Consider the following 23,915-nt stretch of genomic DNA (forward strand, 5'->3'; position numbering starts at 1 on the left):
AAAGTATAAATGGCTCTTTCAAAAAGAACCATTTATACCCATACTACATTATATCAAGCCCGCTCTTTAAAGCGTACTTATTTTTCAAAAGGAGGACGCAGCCTTGATAATAAAATTAGTGACTTCTTCTGCTTTGGAAGCCAGAGATGCATGACTTGCGTCAAGGTGTATAATTTCCCGCGGGCGGATACGGTCTGCCATTTCCTGCTGTGTCTGCGGAGGTATCATATGATCCTCATCCGATACCTGATACCAGCTTGGCTTAGTACGCCATGCGGGATCCCCTGCAGGCTCTTCAAAACAGGTCGCATGAATAGGCCGTTGGGCAAGAGACAGCACCAAAGCCTCATCATCATCCAGATCGGCACAGAAGTGACGATGGTATTCATCATATTTTATCCATAAGAAACCTTTACTGTCCGGATATATGCTTGCGGCTCCTGCAGGAGATTCATGTCGTGAAAATATCCGGGAAAGGCTTTCTCCTGCCTCTGGTGCAAATGCCGCAATGTATACCAGACCGATTACTTTCTGGTTATTTCCGGCTCCTGAAATAACTGATCCGCCATAGGAATGTCCAACAAGCAGGACTTTTCCTTCCTGTGCATTGATCAGATCGCTTGTACGTTCGATATCATGGGTCAGAGAGGTCAATGGGTTCTGCGCGCTTCTTACTTGATAACCGGCTTTTACTAAACGAGGGATAACATGTTGCCAATGAGAACCATCTCCCCAGGCACCATGTACTAAAATAATTGTGAGATCTTTCTTTTCCATTTTTGAAATTTTAGTTTACAATTTTAGTGTTCAATGTGTTAGATGTCAACAGATTAGTCTAAATATTGTTTGCTGGTATTTATTATTTTTTTTAAATAAGATAAATAATTTGCTTCCATATTGTTTTTGAGATCCGGCAGATATGGGTACTTAAAAAACTGGTTAACTAACTGTCTGTCATGTTTTAAAAAGATCCTGTTTATGTAGTATCCGAATTAGTTTATTTTGTTTATTGTTTTAAATAAGATAGTACGTAGTGTTGCTAATTCATTTTCACTAAGGGGTTGTAGCGGACTTCTAAGATATCCTGCATCAATACCCATCAGATGAAGTCCGGCTTTGATCGTGCGGGGAAGGCCTTTCTCGACAATGAATTTGAGAAGTTCGGCTTGTTGATAATACAGACGTTGTGCTTCCGGCAGATTATTCTGACCGACAGCCTGATAAAGTTCTTTTGTCAGATCGGGAATCAGATTGGAGGCTGCTGTACACCATCCTGTTGCCCCAGCTGTAAATGCTGCTAAAGCCAATGGATTAGAACCATTGTAAAAAGCGACATCCTTTCCAAAAGTCTGGTACAGCTGATGCATACGCTGTACATCACCTGTACTTTCTTTTATCATCGTTACATTCGGAATTTGCAAAAGTCTGATCAGTAAAGACGGCGACATATCTATTCCGCCTGTTGCTGGATTATTATACGCCATGATCGGAATAGATATCGCATCCGCGACGGTTTTATAATGTCGGAATATTTCGTCATCTGTTAGTTTCCAGTAGCTCATCGGAATAATCATTACCGCATCTGCACCAGCCTTTTCTGCAAATTTTGCATGATAAACAGTTCTTTCCGTTGTCAGATTGGATACGCCTGCCAGTACAGGAATACGGCCTGCGACTTGTTCTGTTGTAGCGAGAATAATGGCTTCCTTTTCGGCATCTGTGAGATAAGGCAATACACCGGTGCTTCCCAATGGAGCAATTGCATTGGAACCTGTAACAACCAGTCGTTCAACTAATATTTTGAATAATTGAAGATCAACTTTTTCCTGTTGATCAAAGGGGGTAATAGGATAAGATACTATACCTTTAAATAGATTCTGATTCATATTGTATAAAATGAGTAAAGAGAAAAGAGCCCTCCGCAGAGGGCATGATTAAATAAGACAAATAGAGTTAATGTTAGAGATCGCGGCCTTCTTCTTCGCGTAGAGCGACTCCCAGATTCTGAAGTTGAGGTGCATTTTCACAGGCAATGTATTTGGCAGGTTCGGTATCGCTCAGATTCTGATGTCTGTGCCAGGCCCAGGAAGGAATATAGACCGCATCACCGGCTTTCCATTCCACGCGTTCATCTTCCACTTCTGTATAACCTGCGCCTTCCAGTACATACAGTACAGTCTCGTAGGTATGACGATGTCTGTTCGTCAGTTGACCCGGCAATAATCCGCCTATAGTCATACTTACATTTTTACTGGGCAGATCAACAAAAAAAACAGGATGTTTGCGTTCAGTGGAAAACTGATTATGTACACCTGCATTTTCTACATTTTGATGAATGAGCTTTGCTGGTTTGATAAACGTCGGACGTGCAAAGGTTTGATGAAAATCTTTTGAACTGAATTGTTTTTCTTCTGTTTTCATATTAAACATATTAAGTTGTGTATTTGCATTATTGCATTTCAAAATTATAGTATATTTGGACTGTCTTACTGGTTCAGTTTTTACATAATTTAATAGTCCAGATGATTCGTCCTTGGAATTTAGAAATGCAGTTGGATTTTCAGGCAGAGAAGTCTGTTTATCTGCAGATCGCAGATGCGATCATTGAAGCTATTCGTAGCGGGAGGCTTAAAAAGGGAGAAGCTCTGCCAGGTACAAGAGCTTTGTCAGAACATATAGGGGTAAATCGTAATACAGTAGTAGAGGCTGTGAACGTACTTCAAAATGAAGGCTGGATTATTACGAAAGAACGTGCAGGTACCTTTGTGGCTGATAATCTTCCATTTCGCCCTGAAAATATTTCACATTCAGGTACCGCTGTCAAAATAAATACTGAACCGACTCCTGTGTACAGTATTTGCTTTGATGACGGATATCCGGATGCACGGATTGCTCCCGTCAAAGAGCTGGCCAGAGCATACCGGCAGATTTTTAATCAAAAAGCCAGATGGCAGATGATGGGCTATACCAATGCACTGGGGGATGAATCGTTCAGGGCCGCAATTGCCAGAATGTTAAACCATCATCGGGGCATGAAGATCGACGTACCTCATATATGTATTACCCGGGGAAGTCAGATGGCTTTATATCTGGCTGCTCAGAGTCTGATACAGCAGGGCGATTATGTATTAGTCGAAGATCCGGGATATCATCCTGCATGGGAAGCTTTTGAACATGCAGGCGCAAAGCTATTACCTGTACGGGTGGATCAGGACGGAATGATTATAGCAGATATTATCCGGCATTTGCAGAGTGGCAAATCTATAAAAGCAATCTACACCACACCTCATCATCAGTACCCCACTACCGTTACGCTTAGTCTGTCCCGACGTGTAGAACTTATACGGCTGTCTAATGAGTATGGATTTACAATCATAGAGGATGATTATGATAATGAATTTCACTTTGGGCATCGCCCCATTTTGCCACTGTCCAGTTACAATGAAATTCAAAATTATATCTACATCGGGACGATGAGTAAAGTCGTTGCGCCCGCATTGCGTATCGGATATCTGGTAAGTAAAGCATCTTATATTCAACAAATAGGTGCTTTACGTAAAATCATAGATGTACAAGGCGATAATATTATGGAACAGGCTGTTCTTCAGCTGATAGAAGACGGAACGATTAAGAAACATCTTAAAAAGATGACACTGTATTACCGGAATAAAAGAGATAACTGTTTCAGATTACTCAATCAATATATGAAAGATAAGGCTGACTATTATTTGCCGGACGGCGGACTGGCATTTTGGATAGTCCCCAGACAGCAGGAGCGTGTCAGATATCTGGAAGAAAGATTGAAAGAAAAAGGTATCCGCATATCAGGTCCGGAACAATATAATCTTGGACAAGATACGCAGGGATTACGCCTGAGCTATGGAGCGCTGTCTGAAGCGCAGCTGGAAGAAGGGATCCAAGTCATAGCAGACTTGCTTTAGCCAGACACGGATGTATTGATATCATGTTTGTTACATATTGAATGCGGCAGTATAATTTTGTATTTTAGAATATCTATTTACCAAACTAAAACCTTTACCATGAAACAAATCCCTGTTTTTTTGACTGTCATGTTATTATTCCTGCTATGCAAGCCGGGTGTTCATGCACAACAGAAATTGTCATACAGTAATGATAAAATTAAAACCGGAGCCGAACAAACGGAGAAATATGTGGGCTATTTAAAAGGAAAACGGGTTGCAATATTGGGAAACCAATCTTCTATTATTGGAAAAACCCATCTGGTGGACAGTCTTCTTGCACTCAAAATAAACATTGTAAAAATATTTGGTCCCGAACATGGTTTCCGGGGTAATGCAAGTAACGGGACAGAAGTATCGGATGAATTGGATGCAAAGACAGGCATACGCATCATATCCCTGTATGGTAACAAAAGAAAACCATCTGCAAAAGATCTGACTGATGTAGATGTATTAATTTTTGATGTACAGGACATGGGTGTACGCTTCTACACGAATATTAACACTTTAAGAGATATTATGGAGTCCTGTGCGGATAACGGGAAAGAACTAATGATTCTGGATCGTCCGAATCCAAATGCCTACCTGATTGATGGACCCATTCTGGATATGAAGCACAAATCAGGAATAGCACAATTTCCGGTGCCGATAGCACATGGTATGACTATAGCTGAGTTTGCACAGATGATTAACGGAGAGAAATGGATGAAAGCAAAAGATTCGTGTAAACTCAAGATTATTCCGGTGTCTAATTATAACCACAGTATGCTGTATAAACTCCCCGTCAATCCGTCACCTAATCTGAATACAGAAGAGAGTATATTACTATATCCAAGTACCTGTTTATTTGAAGGCACTAAACTCAATCATGGAAGAGGCACTGATTATCCTTTTACGGTTATAGGAAGTCCTGCATATAAAGGCATCTATTCATTTTCATTTACCCCGGTGAGCAAGAAAGGGATGAGCGAATCTCCTCTGTTTATGAATCAGGTATGTTATGGTCTGGATTTGCGTAAAGTGGATCTGGCTAAACTGGTTGCAAGTAAAAAATTAAATCTGGATTGGATGAAAGAACTCTATCAAAAATCTCCTGAAAAGGCAGCATTTTTTGATCGAAGCTTTTCTGCACAGATCGGAAATATTGAAACACTTGCCGGAGTAAGCGATTTTCGTAAACAAATCGAATCCGGAGCAAGCGATCAGGAAATTCGTAAAAGCTGGGAACCCGGACTTACAAATTATAAAAAAATGCGTAAGAAATATGTGATTTATAAGGACTAAATTGTTGTTAACCTTACTAAAAACGGCCTGAGCTCATACGAACTCAGGCCGTTTTTAGTAAGGATTGTCTTTACTCCATATATTCTGGAAATGCTTTGTAAGTAGGATTAATAGGGGGGCAGCCAGCGTATATTGGTATCTCTGCCAATAGTAGCAGGAGTGCCAGAAGGTTTGATTAACCGGCGTCTGTTAGAAAAAGTTAAGTGTAACCTGTATCTGTTGGAAAATTAAGTTTAACCAGCGTGTGTTGGCGTCCCCGCCAACAGATAACCTTATAAATTCCTTGAAAACTGGTTCTTGTTTGAAATTTATGGCAGAAACAAATGGTAGTTTATACAGGGTGATTGAAAAGGTTTGGTTAATAGATGTATATTAACAAGTTAAGTTTAACCAGCGTCTGTTGGCGTCCCCGCCAACAGCATAAAAAAAATAGGCAGTATCCTTATTTAGATACTGCCTCTCTATTATTATTTTAATATTATGCTGTTATTTCTGATCCGCAAAATAAGCTGTGATATACTTTTTATCCGCCTGAATCTGCTCTTTCATAATTTCAATAGTTTCAAATCTTTCATCGTGCCTTACAAAATGAAGGAATGTTACTTTTAATGTTTTTCCGTAGATATCTTCATTGAAATCAAACAAAGAAACCTCAATATTTCGGGTCATCCCGTCTACAGTAGGGCGGGTTCCGATGTATCCCATTCCTTTTGCTTTTCGGAAAGGAACTTTCTCGATATATTGTCCCGTAAGCACTTCTTCAATTTTGTCGAATATCTCAACCTCTACCGCATAGATTCCGTAGGCCGGAATTAGCTTATGCTTTTCATGCACATGCAGATTCGCTGTCGGGAACCCAATGGTACGTCCGATCTGGTCTCCCCGAATTACTGTTCCTGTCAATTCGAACGGATAGCCCAGGTACTGATTAGCCGTGTCAATATTTCCCTTGATCAGAGACTCGCGGATCCGTGTTGAAGATACCGCTACATCGTTAATATCCTGTTCGGGGATCTGCTCTACCGTATAATCAAAGATTTCTGCAAAGTGCTCCAGATCGACTAATGACCCTTTGCGGTCTTTACCGAAATGATGATCATAGCCGATCACTATTTTTTTAGTTCCCAGTTTTCCTATTAACACATTACTGATATATTCTTCGGGAGTCTGATTCGAGAAATCGCGGGTAAAAGGAGTGAGGATCAGGTGATCTATGCCGGCATTGGCCAGATGACACACCTTTTCTTCAATATCATTGATCAGTCTGAGACTGTCATCATCGGGATTGATAATCAGACGGGGATGCGGAAAGAAAGTTAGCAGAACAGTCTCTCCGTTTATTTTCTTTGCAGATTCTTTCAGATGACTCAAAATCTTTTGATGACCTATATGTACGCCGTCAAATGTTCCAATGGTCACTACAGCACAATCCAAAGGTTCAAAGTCGTCTAAATTTCTGTATATTTTCATTAGTTATTAAACTTGTGATGCCGCAAAATTAGAAACTATTCTCGGGTAAAGCTGCAATCAATTGTTTGTTTTCCGTTAAATTTTTTGTGATTTTATCACTTCAATCAGATTTTCGAGATTCCAGGCGTTATCTACGTGATAATTACCACTTTTAGTACGACGCAGTTCACTCAAATGAGAGCCGTTGTTTAGTAATTTTCCAAAATCATGAGCTATAGAGCGAATGTAAGTTCCTTTTGAGCATGAAATTCGAAAGTAAACATGGGGAAGTTCTATTTTTTCAATGGCAAAACTATTAATCGTCACTTTGCGGGATTTCAGTTCTACTTCCTCACCACGGCGGGCTTTTTCGTAAACCCGTTCGCCGTTGATTTTAATAGCTGAATGTGCAGGCGGAAATTGGTTGATCTCACCTTCGAAAGAACGTGCTGTATCAAAGATCATCTCTTCGGTGATAGCACTGATATCAAATCGCTGATCAATTTCTGTTTCCAGATCATAGGATGGGGTAGTGGCACCTAAGGTGATAATACCGGTATATTCTTTATCTTCAGCCTGGAAGGAATCGATCTGTTTGGTCATTTTTCCTGTACACACGATCAGGAGACCTGTTGCCAGCGGATCGAGTGTCCCGGCATGTCCGACTTTTAATTTAAGCGGTTTGAGTGTATTGCGGATCTTTCCTACCACATCAAAACTTGTCCATGTAAGAGGTTTGTCAATTAATAACATTTGCCCTTCAGCAAAATGGAAAGTATGGGAATTCTCAATAATAGGATCTTCCATTAGATGATTTGTAGGCTGTGACCTGTCAATAACATGATAAGGATAATCATGCCAATAATAATTCTGTACCAACCAAAAGCTTTAAAACCATATTTAGTCAGAATTCCGATAAAAGATTTTATTGCAATAATTGCTACAATAAACCCGATAACATTACCGATAATCAGAAGATTGATCTCTTCTCCTGTAAATGTATTACCTTCTTTAAAGAATTTCAGCAGTTTGACTGCTGATGCACCAAACATCATCGGCAAAGCCAGAAAGAAAGAAAATTCTGCTGCAGCCTTACGGGTTAATTTTTGTGTCATACCTCCGACAATCGTGCTCGCAGAGCGTGATGTACCGGGTATTAAAGCCAGACATTGGTAAAGACCAATCTTGAATGCCTGCGCATAAGAGATGTCATCTGAATCGTCCGTAGTAGGTTTATTGAACCATTTGTCTACAAACAATAAGATAATCCCACCTACAACTAGCATTACTGCAACCATTAGCGGGCTCTCCAGCCACTGATCGATATAATCGTTCAGTAATAGTCCTAGTATAGATGCCGGAATCGCAGCTACTACAAGTTTGTAATAGAAGGTCAGCGATTTGAAAAAACGTTTGTAATACAGAACCAGTACGGATAAAATGGTTCCCAGTTGAATAACGATGGTGAAGAGTTTGACAAAAGGCGTCGGCTCAATGCCCATCAGTGCCGTTGCAATAATCATATGCCCCGTTGAGGAAACGGGTAAAAATTCTGTCAGGCCTTCGATAATGGCCAGGACGATAACTTGAATTAAATTCATGCCTGTATTATACGTTCTTGTTCTTAGGTCTATACAATATGGCTACAAAACCTATTGCGAACCCTAATACAACAACAATGGGAGCTAATGTAATTTTAGTGAAACTATAGATGTCTGAAGTTCCGGACATCAGAAAAAATCCAATAATAACGATTGCTACACTTGCAGCAAACAGCTGATAATTAATCTTTCCAAAAACAAAACCTCCTTTATAATTTCCTGCTTTTGCAGTAGAAGATTTTGTCGTTTTATTCGTTTGAGCCATAAGGATAATTAGAATTAACGGTATAGACTGTGTGATTTAGCTTTTAGATACTTGGTGACAGCAAAGTAAGTACTTAATCCTGAAATCAGTATTCCTAAGATAATGACCACAAGGAAAATCGCACCAAACTCATACCAGTTGCGCAGGAATACCAGTTCCGGAATTTGCTTTTGCGAAAACTGCAGTGTAAACAGGAGCAGAAGAATAGCGATCAGTGAACCTAAGAGTCCGTGAACAATTCCGTATATGATATATGGCTTACGGATAAAGTTTTTGGTTGCACCGATAAGCTGCATACTTTTGATCAGAAAACGTTGCGAATAGATCGCCAGACGAATGGTGTTATTGATCAGGGCTACAGCAATAATAAGCAGGATGACAGTAAAGGCAAGTACAACGATACTGATTACTTTAATGTTTTTATTGACCATATCGATCAGGGATTCCTGATAAACCACCTCTTTGACTTTGCTGTTGTTAGACACTTTTTTGATAAAAGTCTGTATACTGTCTGTATTGGCGTATTGTTCTTTCAGATATACATCAATAGAAGGCAGCAACGGGTTATGTCCTAGAAATTCTACGAAATCTTCACCAAGATCCTCTTTCAGGTTCTTAGCAGCCAATTCTTTACTGATATATTCCGTACGTAATACGTAAGGATCTTTTTCAATATCTTTTTGCATAGAAAGTACGTCACCCTCTGTCGTTGCATCATTCACAATAACATTGAGGACGATATTCTCTTTTACATATTTGGAAAGATTTCGTGCATGAACAAGAATAAGACCTAAAAGTCCTGTCATTAACAGCACCAGTGCAATACTGATAACTGTAGAGACATATACTGATTTCGTTTTTTTCTTGGTCGTGCTTAACTCGTATCCTGACATAAGCAATTAAATTATTTGTTTGCGAAAGTAAGGAATTGCGCTGATTTTACGAATATTTATTGCAATTACTTCCTTTTTGTATGATTATTATTACTGATATTCTCCTGTTATGCCGGCCTGCGGTAAATGCTGCCAACACAATCATTAACTTCTAATATCCTCAAATATTGTTTAAACTACAAATCTTTTATTATATAGGACTAAAATCGTAATTTCGCATTTCTTAAATATTTCCTTATTTATCAAATGGAGTACAATCATAAAGCATTAGAGAAGAAGTGGCAAAGATTTTGGGCTGATCATCACACCTTCAGATCGGCAGATTCTCAGGACAAACCCAAGTATTATGTACTGGATATGTTTCCTTATCCGTCAGGTGCGGGACTGCACGTAGGACATCCGCTTGGATATATAGCTTCCGATATTTTTTCAAGATATAAGCGTTCAAAAGGGTTTAATGTTTTGCATCCTATGGGGTACGATTCCTTTGGACTTCCGGCAGAACAGTATGCTATCCAGACAGGACAACATCCGGCGATCACCACAGAAGCGAATATCAACCGATACCGGGAGCAAATGGATAATATTGGGTTCTCTTATGACTGGAGTCGTGAGATCCGTACTTCAGAACCGGATTATTACAAATGGACGCAATGGATCTTTATGCAATTGTTTAACTCCTGGTATAACAATGATTTGGATAAAGCTGTGTCTATAGATACATTAGTTCAGCATTTCGAAAATGTCGGTTCAAAAGGCATCAATTCGGTGTGTGATGAAGATATCCTTGAATTTACAGCAGATGAATGGAAAGGATTTGACGAAGAGAAGCAACAGCGTGAATTATTAAAATACCGTATCGCTTATCTGCGCGAAAGCACAGTTAACTGGTGTGCTGCTCTGGGAACGGTATTGGCCAATGATGAGGTGATCAATGGGGTTTCTGAGCGTGGAGGCTATCCTGTAGAACAAAAGAAAATGATGCAATGGTCTATGCGTATCACAGCATATGCTGACCGCCTGCTTCGCGGACTGGACACCATAGACTGGCCGGAGCCTTTGGTAGAAATGCAGCGTAACTGGATTGGTAAGTCAGTAGGTGCTTCTGTCAGATTTCCGTTGCCACAGTTAGATAACTATATTGAAGTCTTTACAACACGTGTGGACACTATTTTTGGTGTTTCTTTCGTAGTGTTGGCTCCTGAACATGAATTAGTAACAGCTTTAACAACTCCGGATCAGGAATCCGAGGTAAAAGCATATATAGATAAGACGAATAAAAAGTCTGAACTGGATCGTATGGCGGATACAAAGACCGTATCCGGAGCATTTACCGGTTCCTATGCCAAACATCCGATTACAGGACAAGATGTACAGATCTGGATTGCTGATTATGTACTGGCCAGCTATGGCACCGGAGCTGTAATGGCTGTACCATCCGGAGATCAGCGGGATTATGTGTTCGCTAAACATTTTAATCTTCCGATTATTCCGATATCAGATACACAGCAGATAGAAGAAGAAGCGGATCCGAATAAAAATGGACGCTATATCAATTCCGGCTTTATTAATGGCCTGAATTATCAGGAAGCTGTTCCGGCATTGATCTCCAAACTGGAAGAACTTAAACTTGGAAAAGCCAAGATTAATTTCCGTATGCGGGACGCTATATTCGGTCGTCAGCGTTATTGGGGTGAGCCGGTTCCGGTATATTTCAAAAACGGACTTCCGTATCTCATTAAAGAAGAAGAACTGCCTTTGCTTCTTCCTGAAGTAGATAAATATCTGCCAACTGAAACCGGTGAACCTCCTTTAGGAAGAGCCGAAGATTGGAAATATGAAGATCAGTATGAGTATGAGTTAAGTACAATGCCGGGTTGGGCAGGTTCCAGCTGGTATTGGTTCCGTTATATGGACCCGCAAAATGCAGATGCCTTTGCTTCCGAAGAGGCGGTGGCTTACTGGAAAGCTGTAGATTTATATATAGGTGGATCAGAGCATGCTACGGGTCATTTGCTGTACTCACGCTTCTGGAATAAATTCTTAAAAGACATAGGTTGTCACAATGAGGAAGAACCCTTCAAGAAGCTGATCAATCAAGGGATGATTCAGGGGAGATCCAATTTTGTATATCGTATTCTGGATGAAGAAGGAAGAGGTACGAATCAGTTTGTATCCTACGGTTTAAAAGAGCAGTATAAAACAATCGCATTGCATGTGGATGTAAATATTGTCGTAAATGATATGCTGAATCTGGAAAAATTCAGACAGTTCAGACCTGATTTTGCTGATGCCGAATTCATTCTTGAAAACGGAAAGTATCACTGTGGTGCAGAAGTAGAGAAAATGTCTAAATCTAAATTCAACGTAGTGAATCCGGATGACATTATCGATACCTATGGCGCAGATACACTTCGCTTGTACGAAATGTTCCTTGGGCCACTTGAACAAGCTAAGCCATGGAATACAAATGGTATTGAAGGCGTATATAAATTCCTGAAAAAAGTATGGCGTCTGTTTCACAATGCAGAAGGAAACTTCCAAGTATCGGATGAAACACCTGTAAAAGCAGAATATAAAGCATTACATAAAATCATCCGGAAAGTAGAAGATGATATCGAACGTTTTTCGTTTAATACATCGGTATCTGCATTTATGATCTGTGTGAATGAGCTTACAGAACTAAGATGTAATAAACGTGCTATTCTGGAACAGTTAATTATCGTATTACAGCCATATGCACCACACATAGCAGAGGAATTATGGTCATTGTCTGGCCATGAAGCCGGCAGTATATCTTATGCTCCGTACCCTGTGTTCAATCCGGAATATCTTGTAGAATCCGAATTTGCGTATCCGGTATCTGTAAACGGGAAGATGAAGCTTAATCTTCCTCTTGCATTGGATCTGGAAGCCAAAGCAGTAGAAGAGATTGTATTGAACAATGCTGATGTACAAAAATATCTGGATGGAAAGCCTGTAAAGAAGATCATCTTTGTAAAAGGGAAGATCATTAATATTGTCGTTTAATAAATCTCATCTGTGAACTGTCGTACAGCTTTGTATAACAGCTAATCAGATCTATATTATCGTCCGCTACTCAAAAAGGTAGCGGACTTTTTTTTGTACTCAAAAAGTTGTGTTAAACATGTCTTTGTACAGGCAGAATTACACTGACCTTAACAGTACTAAAAATGTGTATAAGTTTATTCTCTAGACCCCACCTGCTATCTGTCGCTGTCTCCTTTAAGTTTTCAAAAACAAGTGTTCTTCCGGAGATAAAATACAACTAAAACGGATAAGCTAAGTAGAATTAAAAGTTACAATGTGTTACTGTTACACTATTGATATTTTTAGATATTTATCTCTTTTATTTCGTTTACAGATATATTCGCCGGACTTGTTTCACAGGGTTCAAAGATTGAAATTCTGACCCTAAATTAATTGGTTAAACATCGTTTTTGATAATATTTAACTAATTTTTATGACTTTTTATCAACTAAATTTTTGTGATAGTATATGTTTCTTATTCTCGGGGTATTTGTGTTTTTTTTATTTTAGTTTAATAAAGCATTAATTTTAGAGATACATATTGTTGTTACAATTTATGTATTTTTAACTCGTTGATTGTCAGTGTTTTGTTACAAAGACTAGTTGTACTTTGTACACTTTGCTTGGATATGTCAAATCACTTTTTGTAAATTAGACTTAACCAAAATATAAACCTGTTATCCCTTTTTTATTTCGTAACAGGCCAATTGTAAATTTAGTAAACTAAAATCTACTGCCTATGATTAGATAAAGTATAACCTATTGTACTCTAATTGAGTATGTCGCCTAACATAAACAATCAATATAAACAATCTTATCACTTATTATGAAACAACTTAAACAGTTTGATGGAAGAATTAAGCCGTCCTTCCATTTTTCACTCAAGAAATCCTTCTGGATGGCTAGTGCCACAGTATTGCTTGTCAATACGGCATTTGCCCGAATTTCTAATACTGAAAACACACATTATGAGAAAATTTTACTGAGCGAAAATCCTCAACAGGAATTCCTGATTAAAGGAAAGGTACAGGATGCTGCTACAAAATCAGCACTATCTGGTGTTACCCTGAAAATACTGGGGAAAGCTACAGCTACTTCAACTGATGAAAATGGTTCATTTGAACTGAAAGTAAGTGCCAACGACATTATCGAATTCTCTTATATAGGATATAAGAAGACCGAATATAAAGTCTCCGGGCCGGCCAGCAATCTGCTTATTGACCTGACTGATGAGACCGGATCACTGGAAGAAGTCGTTGTTACAGGTTATTCTACACAGCGTAAGAAGGATCTGACGGGTTCTGTTGCTGTCGTGGATGTCAATCAATTAAAGACACAACCCGTAGCAAGTGCCGTAGAAGCACTTCAGGGGCGGGCAACAGGGGTACAGATCGTGACAGACGGTGCTCCGGGATCTACTCCGCAGATCAAGATCCGTGGATTCAGTACGATTAATAACAACGAGCCTCTCTATGTTATTGACGGTGTGCCTTTTGAAGGAAAATTGAGCTGGTTAAATCAAAATGATATCGAATCGATGCAGGTATTGAAAGATGCTTCCGCAGCTTCTATATACGGTGCCCGTGCTAATAACGGGGTTATTATTATCACAACAAAAAGTGGGAAATCCGGAAAAGCGCAAATCAATCTCGATGCTTATTATGGTGTACAGGTGCCAAACAGCTCTAGATTTCCAAAAATGATTACTCCTCAGCAGGAACTGGATATTGAAAATCGCCTGACCGGAAATAGTAATACCTTACCTGATTATTTAGTAGCCGGCTCTAAAACCGGACATGATATTACACAGGCGGATATTGATATGGCCAAATACAATTATCGCGCTAAATCCAGAGCGGACTTTTACCAGATTACCAAAGCCAACAAAGAAGGTACAAACTGGTTTAAAGAGCTTTCTCAAAATGCACCTACCCAATCGTATCAGTTGAGTGCGGCAGGAGGTACAGATGATGCTAAATATGCAATGTCTGCCGGCTATCTGGGACAAAAAGGTACAATTATACATACCGGATTTGATAAGTTTAATGTTCGTGCGAATACCAGTTTCTCTGCGTTGAACAAAAAGCTTCGTTTCGGAGAGAATTTACAATACAGTTTTACAGAAGGATATGGAATCGGGGTTAATACCAATACGGCCGGTGATTATATCGGTGAGGGGAGCGCGTTAGGATTTGCATACCGTATACATAATATTATTCCTGTCTATGATGAGGGCGGTAATTTTGCCGGATCACTGGGCGGAAAATATGGTAACGGTGAAAATCCTGTGGCTATAGCTTACCGAGCAAAGGATAACAAAAATAAGAATAACTTCTTCTTTGGAAATGCCTTTACGGAATATGACATCATTGATGGCCTTACTTTACGTACAAACTTTGGTTTGAAATATGAAAATTATAATGGCGTATCTTACAGATATCCTAATCCGGAATTTACGGAAGGTAATTTCAGTAATTCTATAAGTGAGTATTTTGGATTTACAACAGAATGGACCTGGACCAATACCTTAAACTACAGAAAAACTTTCGGTGATCACAATCTGAATATTCTTGCCGGTACGGAAGCTATTCAAAACAGATACAGACAGCTGGATGGAAGTGGTCGTGATCTGTTTACCATGAGCAGTCTGGATTATCTGTACTTAGGTGCTGCTTCCGGACAATCCAGTACAAGTGAAGGAACCGTAGGATCTATGTTCTCCCTTTTTGGTAAAGTAGATTACTCTTTCAAGGATCGTTATATCCTGAGTGCGACTATCCGTCGTGACGGATCATCCAACTTTGGTTCAGCCAATAAGTATGGGGTATTTCCGGGAGTAAGTGGTGCATGGCGTGTATCTGAAGAAGAATTTCTGAAAGGTACTAGCTGGTTGTCCGATCTGAAATTGAGAGCTGGGTATGGTGTAACCGGTAATCAGCGTATCCCGTCTGATCAGTATTTCAGAAGATTTGAATCCGCAGTCAACTCGTCTTCATATCCTATCAACGGAACCGTGCTGACAGGTATGTGGTTAAGTGACTACGATAATTCAAATGTAAAATGGGAGCAGGTTTCTGCATTAAACCTGGGTATTGACTTCTCTATTCTCAATGGAGATTTAGATGGGTCATTTGACTGGTACAATAAGAAAACAACAGATATGCTTTATCGTTTGCCGTTACCTGCAATTGCAGTAGGTCGCGCTAATTCACCGTATGTCAATGTGGGGGAAATGCAGAATAAAGGTATAGAGTTCTCCTTAAATTACCACTATGGCAAACGTCAGCAGAGACCATTTACATTAGATCTGTCCGCAAATATTTCCCGTAATATTAATAAAGTCGTTTCATTGGCACCGTCTATTTCGCAGGATATTTACGGAAGTTTCAGAAGTATGGAAACTTCTCTCCTGAAAGCCGGAGAGCCATTGGGTTCATTCTTTGGTTATAAAGTGATCGGTATCTATCAAAGCGCCAGCGATGTAGCAAGTTCGCCATCATATGAACTGGCCAGAGCCGGTGGTCTGAAATATGAGGATATCAACGGAGATGGAAAGATCGATGCCAGCGACCGTACGGTTATCGGTAGTCCGCATCCGGATTTTGTATATTCCTTTAACATCAGTGGGGCATACAAGAATTTTGATTTCATGATGTACTTCTATGGTTCACAGGGAAATCAAAACTATGAAGCAACGCGTTACTTTACTGATTTTGGTGTATTCAAAGGACAGAAAAGTGTTCGTGTACTGGATGAGTGGAGTCCTACAAATACTTCAAGTATGATTCCTTCCCAAGGAGGAAGTGACGTTTCTTCACTGGAGTATGCATCATCGAGCTATTATATTCAGGATGCGAGTTTCTTAAAATTGAAAAATCTGCAAATCGGATATAGTCTTCCAACAGAAAAAATATTTAAATCAACTAGTGGGGTTCGCAAACTGAGAGTCTATTTCGGTGTGACCAATCTGTTTACTATTACCAAATATGAAGGATTAGATCCGGAAGTTTCGGCCACACCTTCAGATTATCCTGCATTTGGGGTGGACTTTGGAGTTTATCCGCAATCCCGTCAGTATATGTTAGGACTCAGTTTAGGTTTTTAAGATGGAATAGTTGAATAATTAAAAATGAAGAAGATGAAAAAGAGAAATATAATAACTACAATATTGGGCGCATCTATTCTGATGATGTCGTCTTGCGGTAAAGATTTTTTAGAAAAAGCACCACAGGGTAAGTTGACAGATGAAGAAGTCGCTAATAAAGATGGGGTAGAGCAGGTATTGCTGGGAACTTATGGTATTCTGAATGGTAATGTGAGTGGCACCTGGGGTAATTACTCTTCTGCGCCAAGTCAATGGCTGTTTGGCGAAGTCGCCTCAGATAATGCGCATAAAGGATCTACATCTACAGATCAGCCTAATATGAATCTGATCGAATCTTATATCTCCAACAGTGCCAATGATAATCTCAGTCAGATGTGGCAGGTGTATTACGAAGGTGTTCTTCGCGCAAATAATACCCTTAAATTACTGAGACTGGATCAGGAGGGCGCAAAAACAATCGGTGCAGACCGTGCGAAGACCATTGAAGGCGAAGCTCGTATGTTACGTGCGCACTATTACTTCTTTCTGTGGAGAGTATTTAAGAATATTCCTTATGTAAGCGAAGCAACGACTACAGACGAAGCAAAGACCGTCCCGAATAATACAGATGTGCTTCCTATGATTATTGATGATCTTAAATTTGCTGTAGATAATCTGCCGCTGACCAAGATCAATGGAGAGACAGGACGGATGGATCAGAATATTGCTAAAGCCTATTTGGGAAAAGTATACCTGTATCAGAAAAAGTATGGCGAAGCTTTAGTTTTGTTTAAAGATGTGATCGGAAGCAAAGACATCACCGTCATGCCATTTCAAAATAACTTTGATGTAACTACAGAAGATGGTCCGGAAACCTTGCTGGTATCCAAACATGCCATTAATCCGGACGGCAGTGGCGATAATGCTAATGTCGGAGATATGCTTAGCGGTCTGAACGGAAATAATCCGGTAGGATGCTGTGGATTTTATCAACCTACGATTGACCTGGTAAATGCTTATAAAGTCGATACGGATGGATTGCCATTGCTGGATAATTCTTATCGTACTATTCCTTATGTCTCTGATCTTAATAACGAAGCAGGCTATACGCTGAATGTAGCCTTGAGATTCGATCCGCGACTGGACTATACCGTAGGACGCCGGGGTGTTCAATATCTGGATTATGGTGTTATGCCGGGTGCTGCCTGGGTACGCGATCAGCCCTATGCCGGACCTTTTGTAGGAATTAAAACAATGATTCCGCAAAGTCAGTTTGGGAAATTTGCTGCAGCAGATCGCTATCTGACCGCACTGGATGTCAATATTATTCGTCTGGCGGATGTTATTCTGATGGCTGCCGAATGTCAGGTAGAATTGAATGATCTGGATGCTGCAGTGAAACTCGTGAATTCCATCCGTATCAGAGCCTCCAAATTGCCTCCGAAATTGACCGCAGACGGTGTGCCGGCAGCAGTATATGAAGTAAAACCTTATCCATCTTTTCCAGATCAGGAATATGCACGTAAAGCTGTCCGTTTCGAAAGACGTCTGGAACTTGCAATGGAGGGGCATCGGTTTTATGACCTGGTCAGATGGGGACAGGCTAAACAGGTTATAGAAAGTTACTCTGCATTTGAAGGTGGATTCCTGTCTGCGTTTAAAGGTTTGATTTTCAATAGCAGAAATGAGTACTTCCCGATTCCTCAGGATGAAATCGATAAGAGTAACGGTACATTGAAGCAAAATGAAGGATATTAATCTGTAACGAAATCTGTTGAGAGACGGGCTGCTCAAACAGCAGCTCGTTTTTCTTAAATTGTTCCCTTCTATCAGCAATCAGATGGATTGTAAGCGCTTCTTTACAGTTAGTGTACTCTGTACATGAAGGTTTTTATGATCTTTTTTGTATGTTTATCGCAATGAAATTATATCTCTTTAGCTTCTTTGTTTCAGTACTGGTCTATATAATGCCTGCTAAAGGGCAGATATCCAGTGATCTTCAACAGAAGTTTAATCAGGCAGAAGGGCTTAAAAAACACTTTTACGGTTTTTCACTTTATGATGCAGACAGTTCAAGATTTTTATTCGGAATTAATGAGGAAAAACATTTTATGCCTGCTTCCAATACGAAGATATTTACACTTTTGGCAGCAATCCATACATTACCGGATTCCATTCCGGGACTTCAATATATAGAGAAAGGGGATTCACTGATCTTTTGGGGTACGGGCGATCCTACTTTTTTGCATAACAGATTGGATAGTCACAAGGTGTATAATTTTTTAAAAAACAGTGGTAAGCATCTTTATTATGTGCCCACAGCATCTAAAGAACCCTTCTATAGAAACGGCTGGTCAGTAGAAGACTATGATGAATATTATCAGCCAGAGATCAGCACATTTCCTGTTTACGGCAATGTCGTCACCTTCAGAGCCAGAGAAAGAGGGTCGTTGAGAGCTACACCGGATTATTTTCAGAAAGATGTGCAGGTAAAAGATGATGAACGGAGCAGAGGTAAATTTAAACTAACCCGTGCCTTTGATAAAAATATCTTTTATATGTCCGATATCGACGTGAAAAGAGGGTATGTTAATGAAAAGCCTTTTAAATATTCGGATAGTCTGTTTTTGAAATTGCTGGTGGACACCCTAAAGAAGGAAGTAAAAATGATTGCTTATGAAAAGCCCTCAGACGTAAAGACAGTATATTCCAACAGTAGAAATAAGATGTTGCGTGAAATGATGTTGCCTAGTGATAATTTCATGGCAGAACAGTTTCAGATGATGAGCTCGCTTGTCAGATACGGCGAATTTGATACTAACAGATTGCGGGAGTGGATGCAGCAGGAATACTATAAATACTTTACGGATAAAGTAGATCTGAAGGATGGAAGTGGTCTCTCTGTGTATAATCTGGTCACCCCGAGAAGTATAGCGGAGTTACTGGTTGTATTGCAAAAAGATATTCCGGATCCGGCGGTATTGCACAAACTCTTTCCGACAGGTGGGGTAGATGGTACGATCCGATCAGCTTATAAACTGGATAGAGGAGAACCTTTTGTGTGGGCAAAGACAGGCACGCTTAATTCGGTGCATTGTCAGAGTGGATATCTGATCACACGGTCAGGACGTAAACTTATATTTTCATTCCTGAATAATAATTTTGTGACTTCTGCGAGTACAGTACGTAGAGAGATGGTCAATATTGTGACGTACATACGTCAGAATTATTAACATGGAGACACTAATATTTTTTAAATAAACGTTGTATATTCGGAGTTTAAAGACCCTTTATGATAGCTGTTGAAAAGAACAACAAGAAAACAATACGTGCCTGGTCTATGTATGACTGGGCGAATTCAGCTTACAACCTGGTTATTACCTCTACAATATTCCCGGTCTATTACACCACGATCACCAATACAAAGGAACATGGAGATACAGTAACTTTCTTTGGAATCGAAGTGGTGAACACAGCATTGTCCAATTTTGCATTGGCCTTTGCCTATCTTTTCATGGCTGTATCCTTACCTTTTATTACTTCTTTTGCAGACGCTACAGGTCGCAAGAAGATGCTGATGAAGCTTTTCACGTACATAGGCGGAGCAGCTTGTATGGGACTTTACTTCTTTAAGCTGGAAACGCTGGAAATGAGCATTATATTCTTTGCTCTGGCCGCAATGGGTTATATCGGTGGTGTCGCATTTAATAACTCTTATCTTCCGCTGATTGCGACTGTAGATCAGCAGGACAGAGTCAGTGCACAAGGATTTGCCTACGGCTATGTAGGTTGTGTATTGTTGCAGATTATCTGTTTTGTTTTTGTCTTGAAGCCGGAATGGTTTGGGATTACGGATCTTTCATTTCCAGCGCGATTATCCTTTTTCCTTGTAGGTCTTTGGTGGGTAGGTTTTGCCCAAATCCCGTTCAGGGTATTACCTTCTAATTCGGCTATGTCAGGTACCAAAGGGCTTCCTATGATACGGACAGTTAAAGAAGAATTTTTGAAAGTGTGGCATCGTATTTCACAGATAGAAGGTATCAAACGGTTTTTGCCGGCTTACTTTTTTTATGCAATAGGTGTACAGACCATTATGATTGTGGCTGCAGCCTTTGGTGAAAAAGTACTTCATCTGGGGGCGCCTAAGTTGATTGGTACCATACTCTTAATTCAGTTAGTCGCCATTGCAGGAGCTTATCTGATGTCCGCATTGGCAAGCCGGATCGGCAATATATCAGTGCTTATTATGGTTGTCGTTATCTGGGTAGCTATTTGTATCGGAGCGTATTTTCTGACCAATGAGATCCAATTCTATATTATGGCGGTACTTGTCGGATTGGTGATGGGAGGTATACAATCGCTTTCCCGGTCTACTTATTCTAAATTGCTGCCTCAGAACATTGAAGATACGACCGCTTTTTTCAGCTTTTATGATGTCACCGAAAAACTGGCTATTGTTGTCGGCTTATTCTCTTTTGGTCTTATAGAGCAACTGACACATAATATCAGATATTCGGCATTATTTTTATCTTTATTTTTTGTAATTGGATTGTTACTGCTCTTCCGGGTATTAAAATTCAATAAAGTCTAATTTTAAGTTTTTGAAAAATTCACATATGAGAGTAGAGCTGTTTGTGCCGTGTTTTGTAGATCAGATGTACCCTGAAACAGCTTTCAATACGATAAAATTATTAGAGCGGGTAGGATGTGAAGTCAGTTATAATCCCGAACAGACCTGTTGCGGGCAACCAGCATACAATGCGGGTTTTTGGGATGAAGCTAAAGAAATCGGCCATAAATTTTTAAATGATTTTAGTGAGGAGCATTATATCGTTGCGCCTTCCGCCTCTTGTGTAGGTATGGTCAAAAACGGCTACGATGACTTATTTACAAATTCTGTAGAGCATAACCGTTGCAGGAATGTACAACGTAACGTATTTGAGATAAGCGAATTTCTGATTCACATTGCAAAGCGGGATTATTTTGGTGCCGAATTAGTCGGGACAGCAGTCTATCATGATTCCTGTGCGGCTTTACGGGAATGTAAAATTAAAGAAGAGCCCCGGCAGCTATTGTCCAAAGTTGGCGGACTCGAACTGATCCCGATGAAGGATCAGGAAACATGTTGCGGATTCGGAGGAACATTTGCGGTCAAGTTTGAAGGAATTTCTTCCGCTATGGCAGAGCAGAAAGTACAACATGCACTGGATGTAGAGGCAGACTATATTATTTCTACCGATGCCTCATGTCTGCTTCATCTGCAGGCATACATTGATAAACATCAACTTCCTGTACGAACAATTCACCTTGTGGATGTCCTGACATCCGGATGGGCAAATATTTAACTATCAATAATCAATAATAAAACTTACTATGAATTCTAGAAGAGATTTTCTGAAAAATTTAGGACTTGCTACTGCAGGTGTCGCTTTAGCACCAAACTTGGATTTGTTTGCTGCCAAAAAGCCTTGGTTTGAAATTTCCTTAGCGGAATGGTCATTACATAAGACTCTTTTTAAAGGAGATCTTAAAAACATAGATTTCCCTGAATTTGCGGTTAAAAAATTTGGAATACATGCAGTAGAATATGTAAACCAGTTCTTTAAAGATAAAGCAAAAGATATGACATATCTGAAAGATCTGAATCAGCGTGCTAAAGATAATGGTGTGCGTAACGTTCTGATCATGATCGACGGTGAAGGATATCTGGGAGATGAAGATACTGCAAAACGTAAAGAAGCTGTAGAAAATCATTACAAATGGGTGGATGCTGCTGCATTCCTGGGTTGTCATGCTATTCGTGTAAATGCTGCCGGTAAAGGTACTCCGGAGGAAGTCAAAGGAAGAGTAGTAGAGAGTCTGAGTACACTTGCTGATTATGGAAAAAAATCTAATATCAGTGTGATTGTAGAAAATCACGGTGGTATCTCTTCTCATGGAGACTGGTTGTCAGGAGTCCTGAAAGCAGTAGGAAAGAAAAATTGTGGAAGTCTCCCTGATCTGGGTAATTTTTATGAGTATGACCGTTACCAGGGAGTGACTGATCTGATGCCATATGCACATGGTGTTAGTGCCAAATCTCATGATTTTGATGCCGACGGAAATGAAACACAGATTGATTACGCTCGGATGATGAAAATTGTGAAAGATGCAAAATTTAAAGGTTTCGTAGGTATCGAATACGAAGGAGATAAACACAGTGAGATTGACGGTGTATTATTAACTAAAAAATTATTGCAAAAATTCCAATAGTATCTGTTATATAGATGCTTAAATTTATTATATGAAGTATTGGTTTGTATCTGTCTGTTTGGGAATAGGGATATTGACTGTCCAGCATGCGCAAGCTCAAAAGCCTTCCGCTAAGGCTATGCAGGTCTGGCAGGACTCTTTGCTGAGTATCGGGAACAGGGTGTTTCAAAATCCTTCAGAACCCGAACGGATAGATGCCAACTTCAAATTTGTGAAGACGCTGGTCTCCGCATTAAAGGAAAAGAATTCGTTTGATTTTGGATTTGATCAGCTTAAAATGATCGCTGTCCTGAATTCTCCTGATAATAAATTTCGTATATTCTCCTGGAATGTACCTCTCAATGATGGTTCTTATCTCTATTACGGGAGTATTCAACTCAAAACCGGAAATGGAGAATTATCTTTGATTCCGCTACTGGATAAAACATTTGAGATTCAGCAGGCGGATCAGGCAGTTGTATCTTCTGCCAACTGGTATGGAGCTCAATATTATGAGATCATCCAAAATGCTGATCACTACCTTTTATTAGGCTGGAAAGGCCATAACCGTCTGTTTACACAAAAAGTTATTGAGGTACTGAGCCTCAAAGGCAAAGAAGCTACATTCGGAAAGAAAATGTTTTCAGATCAGCCTCAGATTTCCAGAAAAATATTCAATTATACCAGACAGGCCAGTATGCTGCTTCGCTATGATGCCGCAAAAAAGAGAATTGTATTTGATCATTTAGTGCCTGCAGATAAAAGTCTGGAAGGAAAATATCAGTATTACGGGCCGGATCTGACGTATGATGCCTATGAGATTGTTCCTGCGAAGTTGTTTTTCAAATCAAATATTGAATTTATCAATCCTGTAAGGGGAGATGAAGATCAATATCTCAACCCTGCGCGGAAAAAAATTGAGAAGAAAAGTGGTTTCAATGCCAATTGAAACAAAAATATTTCTTTAATAAGCTGTATCAATTCAAAAAGTTTGTTTTCTTTGTAGCATTGTTTGTTAAAACAACGATTGATGATTTCCTTCAGCAGGCAATTATAACCATGTAAAATCTATAAAAT

Annotated in this window: 18 protein-coding genes; 10 read left to right on the plus strand and 8 right to left on the minus strand. The window is 39.7% G+C overall.

What is annotated here, in order from left to right; translation table 11 throughout:
* Positions 1 to 84 precede the first annotated feature (84 nt).
* The 3 genes from I6J02_RS16905 to I6J02_RS16915 form a co-directional block, all read right to left on the minus strand.
* Positions 85 to 777 carry an alpha/beta hydrolase gene (locus tag I6J02_RS16905; RefSeq protein WP_201679005.1) on the minus strand — a complete coding sequence of 231 codons (693 nt, stop codon included), beginning with the start codon at positions 775 to 777 and terminating at the stop codon, positions 85 to 87.
* Between the two features lie 215 nt (positions 778 to 992).
* Entirely contained in the window at positions 993 to 1,886 is an 894-nt protein-coding gene (locus tag I6J02_RS16910; protein ID WP_201679006.1) for a dihydrodipicolinate synthase family protein, read from the minus strand.
* 73 nt (positions 1,887 to 1,959) lie between these two features.
* Positions 1,960 to 2,421, minus strand: a complete 462-nt coding sequence (locus tag I6J02_RS16915; protein WP_236582095.1) for a cupin domain-containing protein — start codon at positions 2,419 to 2,421, stop codon at positions 1,960 to 1,962.
* 101 nt (positions 2,422 to 2,522) lie between these two features.
* Here I6J02_RS16915 and I6J02_RS16920 point away from each other — a divergent pair, with 101 nt between their 5' ends.
* Together I6J02_RS16920 and I6J02_RS16925 are read left to right on the plus strand one after the other, a co-directional pair.
* Positions 2,523 to 3,941, plus strand: coding sequence for a PLP-dependent aminotransferase family protein (locus I6J02_RS16920; protein ID WP_201679008.1), 1,419 nt, complete (start codon positions 2,523 to 2,525; stop codon positions 3,939 to 3,941).
* Between the two features lie 99 nt (positions 3,942 to 4,040).
* Positions 4,041 to 5,264, plus strand: coding sequence for an exo-beta-N-acetylmuramidase NamZ domain-containing protein (locus I6J02_RS16925; protein WP_201679009.1), 1,224 nt, complete (start codon positions 4,041 to 4,043; stop codon positions 5,262 to 5,264).
* 486 nt (positions 5,265 to 5,750) lie between these two features.
* On the opposite strand, the gene I6J02_RS16930 is transcribed toward I6J02_RS16925, so the two are convergent.
* The 5 genes from I6J02_RS16930 to I6J02_RS16950 all read right to left on the minus strand — a co-directional run bounded on the left by I6J02_RS16930 (position 5,751) and on the right by I6J02_RS16950 (position 9,472).
* Complete coding sequence (locus I6J02_RS16930) at positions 5,751 to 6,734, minus strand: bifunctional riboflavin kinase/FAD synthetase (protein WP_201679010.1); 984 nt, start codon at positions 6,732 to 6,734, stop codon at positions 5,751 to 5,753.
* A 75-nt stretch (positions 6,735 to 6,809) separates the two neighbouring features.
* A complete protein-coding gene (gene truB, locus I6J02_RS16935; protein WP_201679011.1) occupies positions 6,810 to 7,520 on the minus strand; it encodes a tRNA pseudouridine(55) synthase TruB in 711 nt (236 codons plus the stop codon).
* Positions 7,520 to 8,314 carry an undecaprenyl-diphosphate phosphatase gene (locus tag I6J02_RS16940; RefSeq protein WP_201679012.1) on the minus strand — a complete coding sequence of 265 codons (795 nt, stop codon included), beginning with the start codon at positions 8,312 to 8,314 and terminating at the stop codon, positions 7,520 to 7,522. Before I6J02_RS16940 ends, truB begins: the two co-directional genes overlap by 1 nt.
* Positions 8,315 to 8,321: 7 nt before the next feature.
* A complete protein-coding gene (locus tag I6J02_RS16945; RefSeq protein ID WP_201679013.1) occupies positions 8,322 to 8,579 on the minus strand; it encodes a DUF3098 domain-containing protein in 258 nt (85 codons plus the stop codon).
* 14 nt (positions 8,580 to 8,593) lie between these two features.
* Positions 8,594 to 9,472 (minus strand): cell division protein FtsX, encoded by an 879-nt coding sequence (locus tag I6J02_RS16950; protein WP_201679014.1) that lies wholly within the window; start codon positions 9,470 to 9,472, stop codon positions 8,594 to 8,596.
* 246 nt (positions 9,473 to 9,718) lie between these two features.
* On the opposite strand from I6J02_RS16950, the gene leuS reads away from it, so the two are divergent.
* The 8 genes from leuS (at position 9,719) to I6J02_RS16990 (ending at position 23,787) form a co-directional block, all read left to right on the plus strand.
* Positions 9,719 to 12,502: a leucine--tRNA ligase gene (leuS, locus tag I6J02_RS16955; RefSeq protein ID WP_201679015.1), complete on the plus strand. Its 2,784-nt coding sequence runs from the start codon at positions 9,719 to 9,721 to the stop codon at positions 12,500 to 12,502.
* A gap of 847 nt (positions 12,503 to 13,349) precedes the next feature.
* Entirely contained in the window at positions 13,350 to 16,628 is a 3,279-nt protein-coding gene (locus tag I6J02_RS16960; RefSeq protein WP_201679016.1) for a SusC/RagA family TonB-linked outer membrane protein, read from the plus strand.
* A gap of 33 nt (positions 16,629 to 16,661) precedes the next feature.
* Positions 16,662 to 18,365 carry a RagB/SusD family nutrient uptake outer membrane protein gene (locus I6J02_RS16965; protein WP_201679017.1) on the plus strand — a complete coding sequence of 568 codons (1,704 nt, stop codon included), beginning with the start codon at positions 16,662 to 16,664 and terminating at the stop codon, positions 18,363 to 18,365.
* A 161-nt stretch (positions 18,366 to 18,526) separates the two neighbouring features.
* Positions 18,527 to 19,840, plus strand: coding sequence for a D-alanyl-D-alanine carboxypeptidase/D-alanyl-D-alanine-endopeptidase (locus I6J02_RS16970; RefSeq protein ID WP_236582096.1), 1,314 nt, complete (start codon positions 18,527 to 18,529; stop codon positions 19,838 to 19,840).
* A gap of 59 nt (positions 19,841 to 19,899) precedes the next feature.
* Positions 19,900 to 21,198, plus strand: a complete 1,299-nt coding sequence (locus I6J02_RS16975) for an MFS transporter (protein WP_201679019.1) — start codon at positions 19,900 to 19,902, stop codon at positions 21,196 to 21,198.
* A gap of 25 nt (positions 21,199 to 21,223) precedes the next feature.
* Positions 21,224 to 21,952, plus strand: coding sequence for a (Fe-S)-binding protein (locus I6J02_RS16980; RefSeq protein WP_201679020.1), 729 nt, complete (start codon positions 21,224 to 21,226; stop codon positions 21,950 to 21,952).
* A 28-nt stretch (positions 21,953 to 21,980) separates the two neighbouring features.
* Positions 21,981 to 22,859, plus strand: a complete 879-nt coding sequence (locus tag I6J02_RS16985) for a TIM barrel protein (protein WP_201679021.1) — start codon at positions 21,981 to 21,983, stop codon at positions 22,857 to 22,859.
* 31 nt (positions 22,860 to 22,890) lie between these two features.
* Positions 22,891 to 23,787: a hypothetical protein gene (locus tag I6J02_RS16990; protein WP_201679022.1), complete on the plus strand. Its 897-nt coding sequence runs from the start codon at positions 22,891 to 22,893 to the stop codon at positions 23,785 to 23,787.
* Positions 23,788 to 23,915 lie beyond the last annotated feature (128 nt).

The organism is Sphingobacterium spiritivorum, from assembly GCF_016725325.1.
Lineage (GTDB): Bacteria > Bacteroidota > Bacteroidia > Sphingobacteriales > Sphingobacteriaceae > Sphingobacterium.

Bases quoted from the DNA above. Each gene is read 5' to 3' on its own strand.
- I6J02_RS16905 (WP_201679005.1), bottom strand. From the start codon at position 777: ATGGAAAAGAAAGATCTCACAATTATTTTAGTACATGGTGCCTGGGGA.
- I6J02_RS16910 (WP_201679006.1), bottom strand. From the start codon at position 1,886: ATGAATCAGAATCTATTTAAAGGTATAGTATCTTATCCTATTACCCCC.
- I6J02_RS16915 (WP_236582095.1), bottom strand. From the start codon at position 2,421: ATGAAAACAGAAGAAAAACAATTCAGTTCAAAAGATTTTCATCAAACC.
- I6J02_RS16920 (WP_201679008.1), top strand. From the start codon at position 2,523: ATGATTCGTCCTTGGAATTTAGAAATGCAGTTGGATTTTCAGGCAGAG.
- I6J02_RS16925 (WP_201679009.1), top strand. From the start codon at position 4,041: ATGAAACAAATCCCTGTTTTTTTGACTGTCATGTTATTATTCCTGCTA.
- I6J02_RS16930 (WP_201679010.1), bottom strand. From the start codon at position 6,734: ATGAAAATATACAGAAATTTAGACGACTTTGAACCTTTGGATTGTGCT.
- truB (WP_201679011.1), bottom strand. From the start codon at position 7,520: ATGGAAGATCCTATTATTGAGAATTCCCATACTTTCCATTTTGCTGAA.
- I6J02_RS16940 (WP_201679012.1), bottom strand. From the start codon at position 8,314: ATGAATTTAATTCAAGTTATCGTCCTGGCCATTATCGAAGGCCTGACA.
- I6J02_RS16945 (WP_201679013.1), bottom strand. From the start codon at position 8,579: ATGGCTCAAACGAATAAAACGACAAAATCTTCTACTGCAAAAGCAGGA.
- I6J02_RS16950 (WP_201679014.1), bottom strand. From the start codon at position 9,472: ATGTCAGGATACGAGTTAAGCACGACCAAGAAAAAAACGAAATCAGTA.
- leuS (WP_201679015.1), top strand. From the start codon at position 9,719: ATGGAGTACAATCATAAAGCATTAGAGAAGAAGTGGCAAAGATTTTGG.
- I6J02_RS16960 (WP_201679016.1), top strand. From the start codon at position 13,350: ATGAAACAACTTAAACAGTTTGATGGAAGAATTAAGCCGTCCTTCCAT.
- I6J02_RS16965 (WP_201679017.1), top strand. From the start codon at position 16,662: ATGAAAAAGAGAAATATAATAACTACAATATTGGGCGCATCTATTCTG.
- I6J02_RS16970 (WP_236582096.1), top strand. From the start codon at position 18,527: ATGAAATTATATCTCTTTAGCTTCTTTGTTTCAGTACTGGTCTATATA.
- I6J02_RS16975 (WP_201679019.1), top strand. From the start codon at position 19,900: ATGATAGCTGTTGAAAAGAACAACAAGAAAACAATACGTGCCTGGTCT.
- I6J02_RS16980 (WP_201679020.1), top strand. From the start codon at position 21,224: ATGAGAGTAGAGCTGTTTGTGCCGTGTTTTGTAGATCAGATGTACCCT.
- I6J02_RS16985 (WP_201679021.1), top strand. From the start codon at position 21,981: ATGAATTCTAGAAGAGATTTTCTGAAAAATTTAGGACTTGCTACTGCA.
- I6J02_RS16990 (WP_201679022.1), top strand. From the start codon at position 22,891: ATGAAGTATTGGTTTGTATCTGTCTGTTTGGGAATAGGGATATTGACT.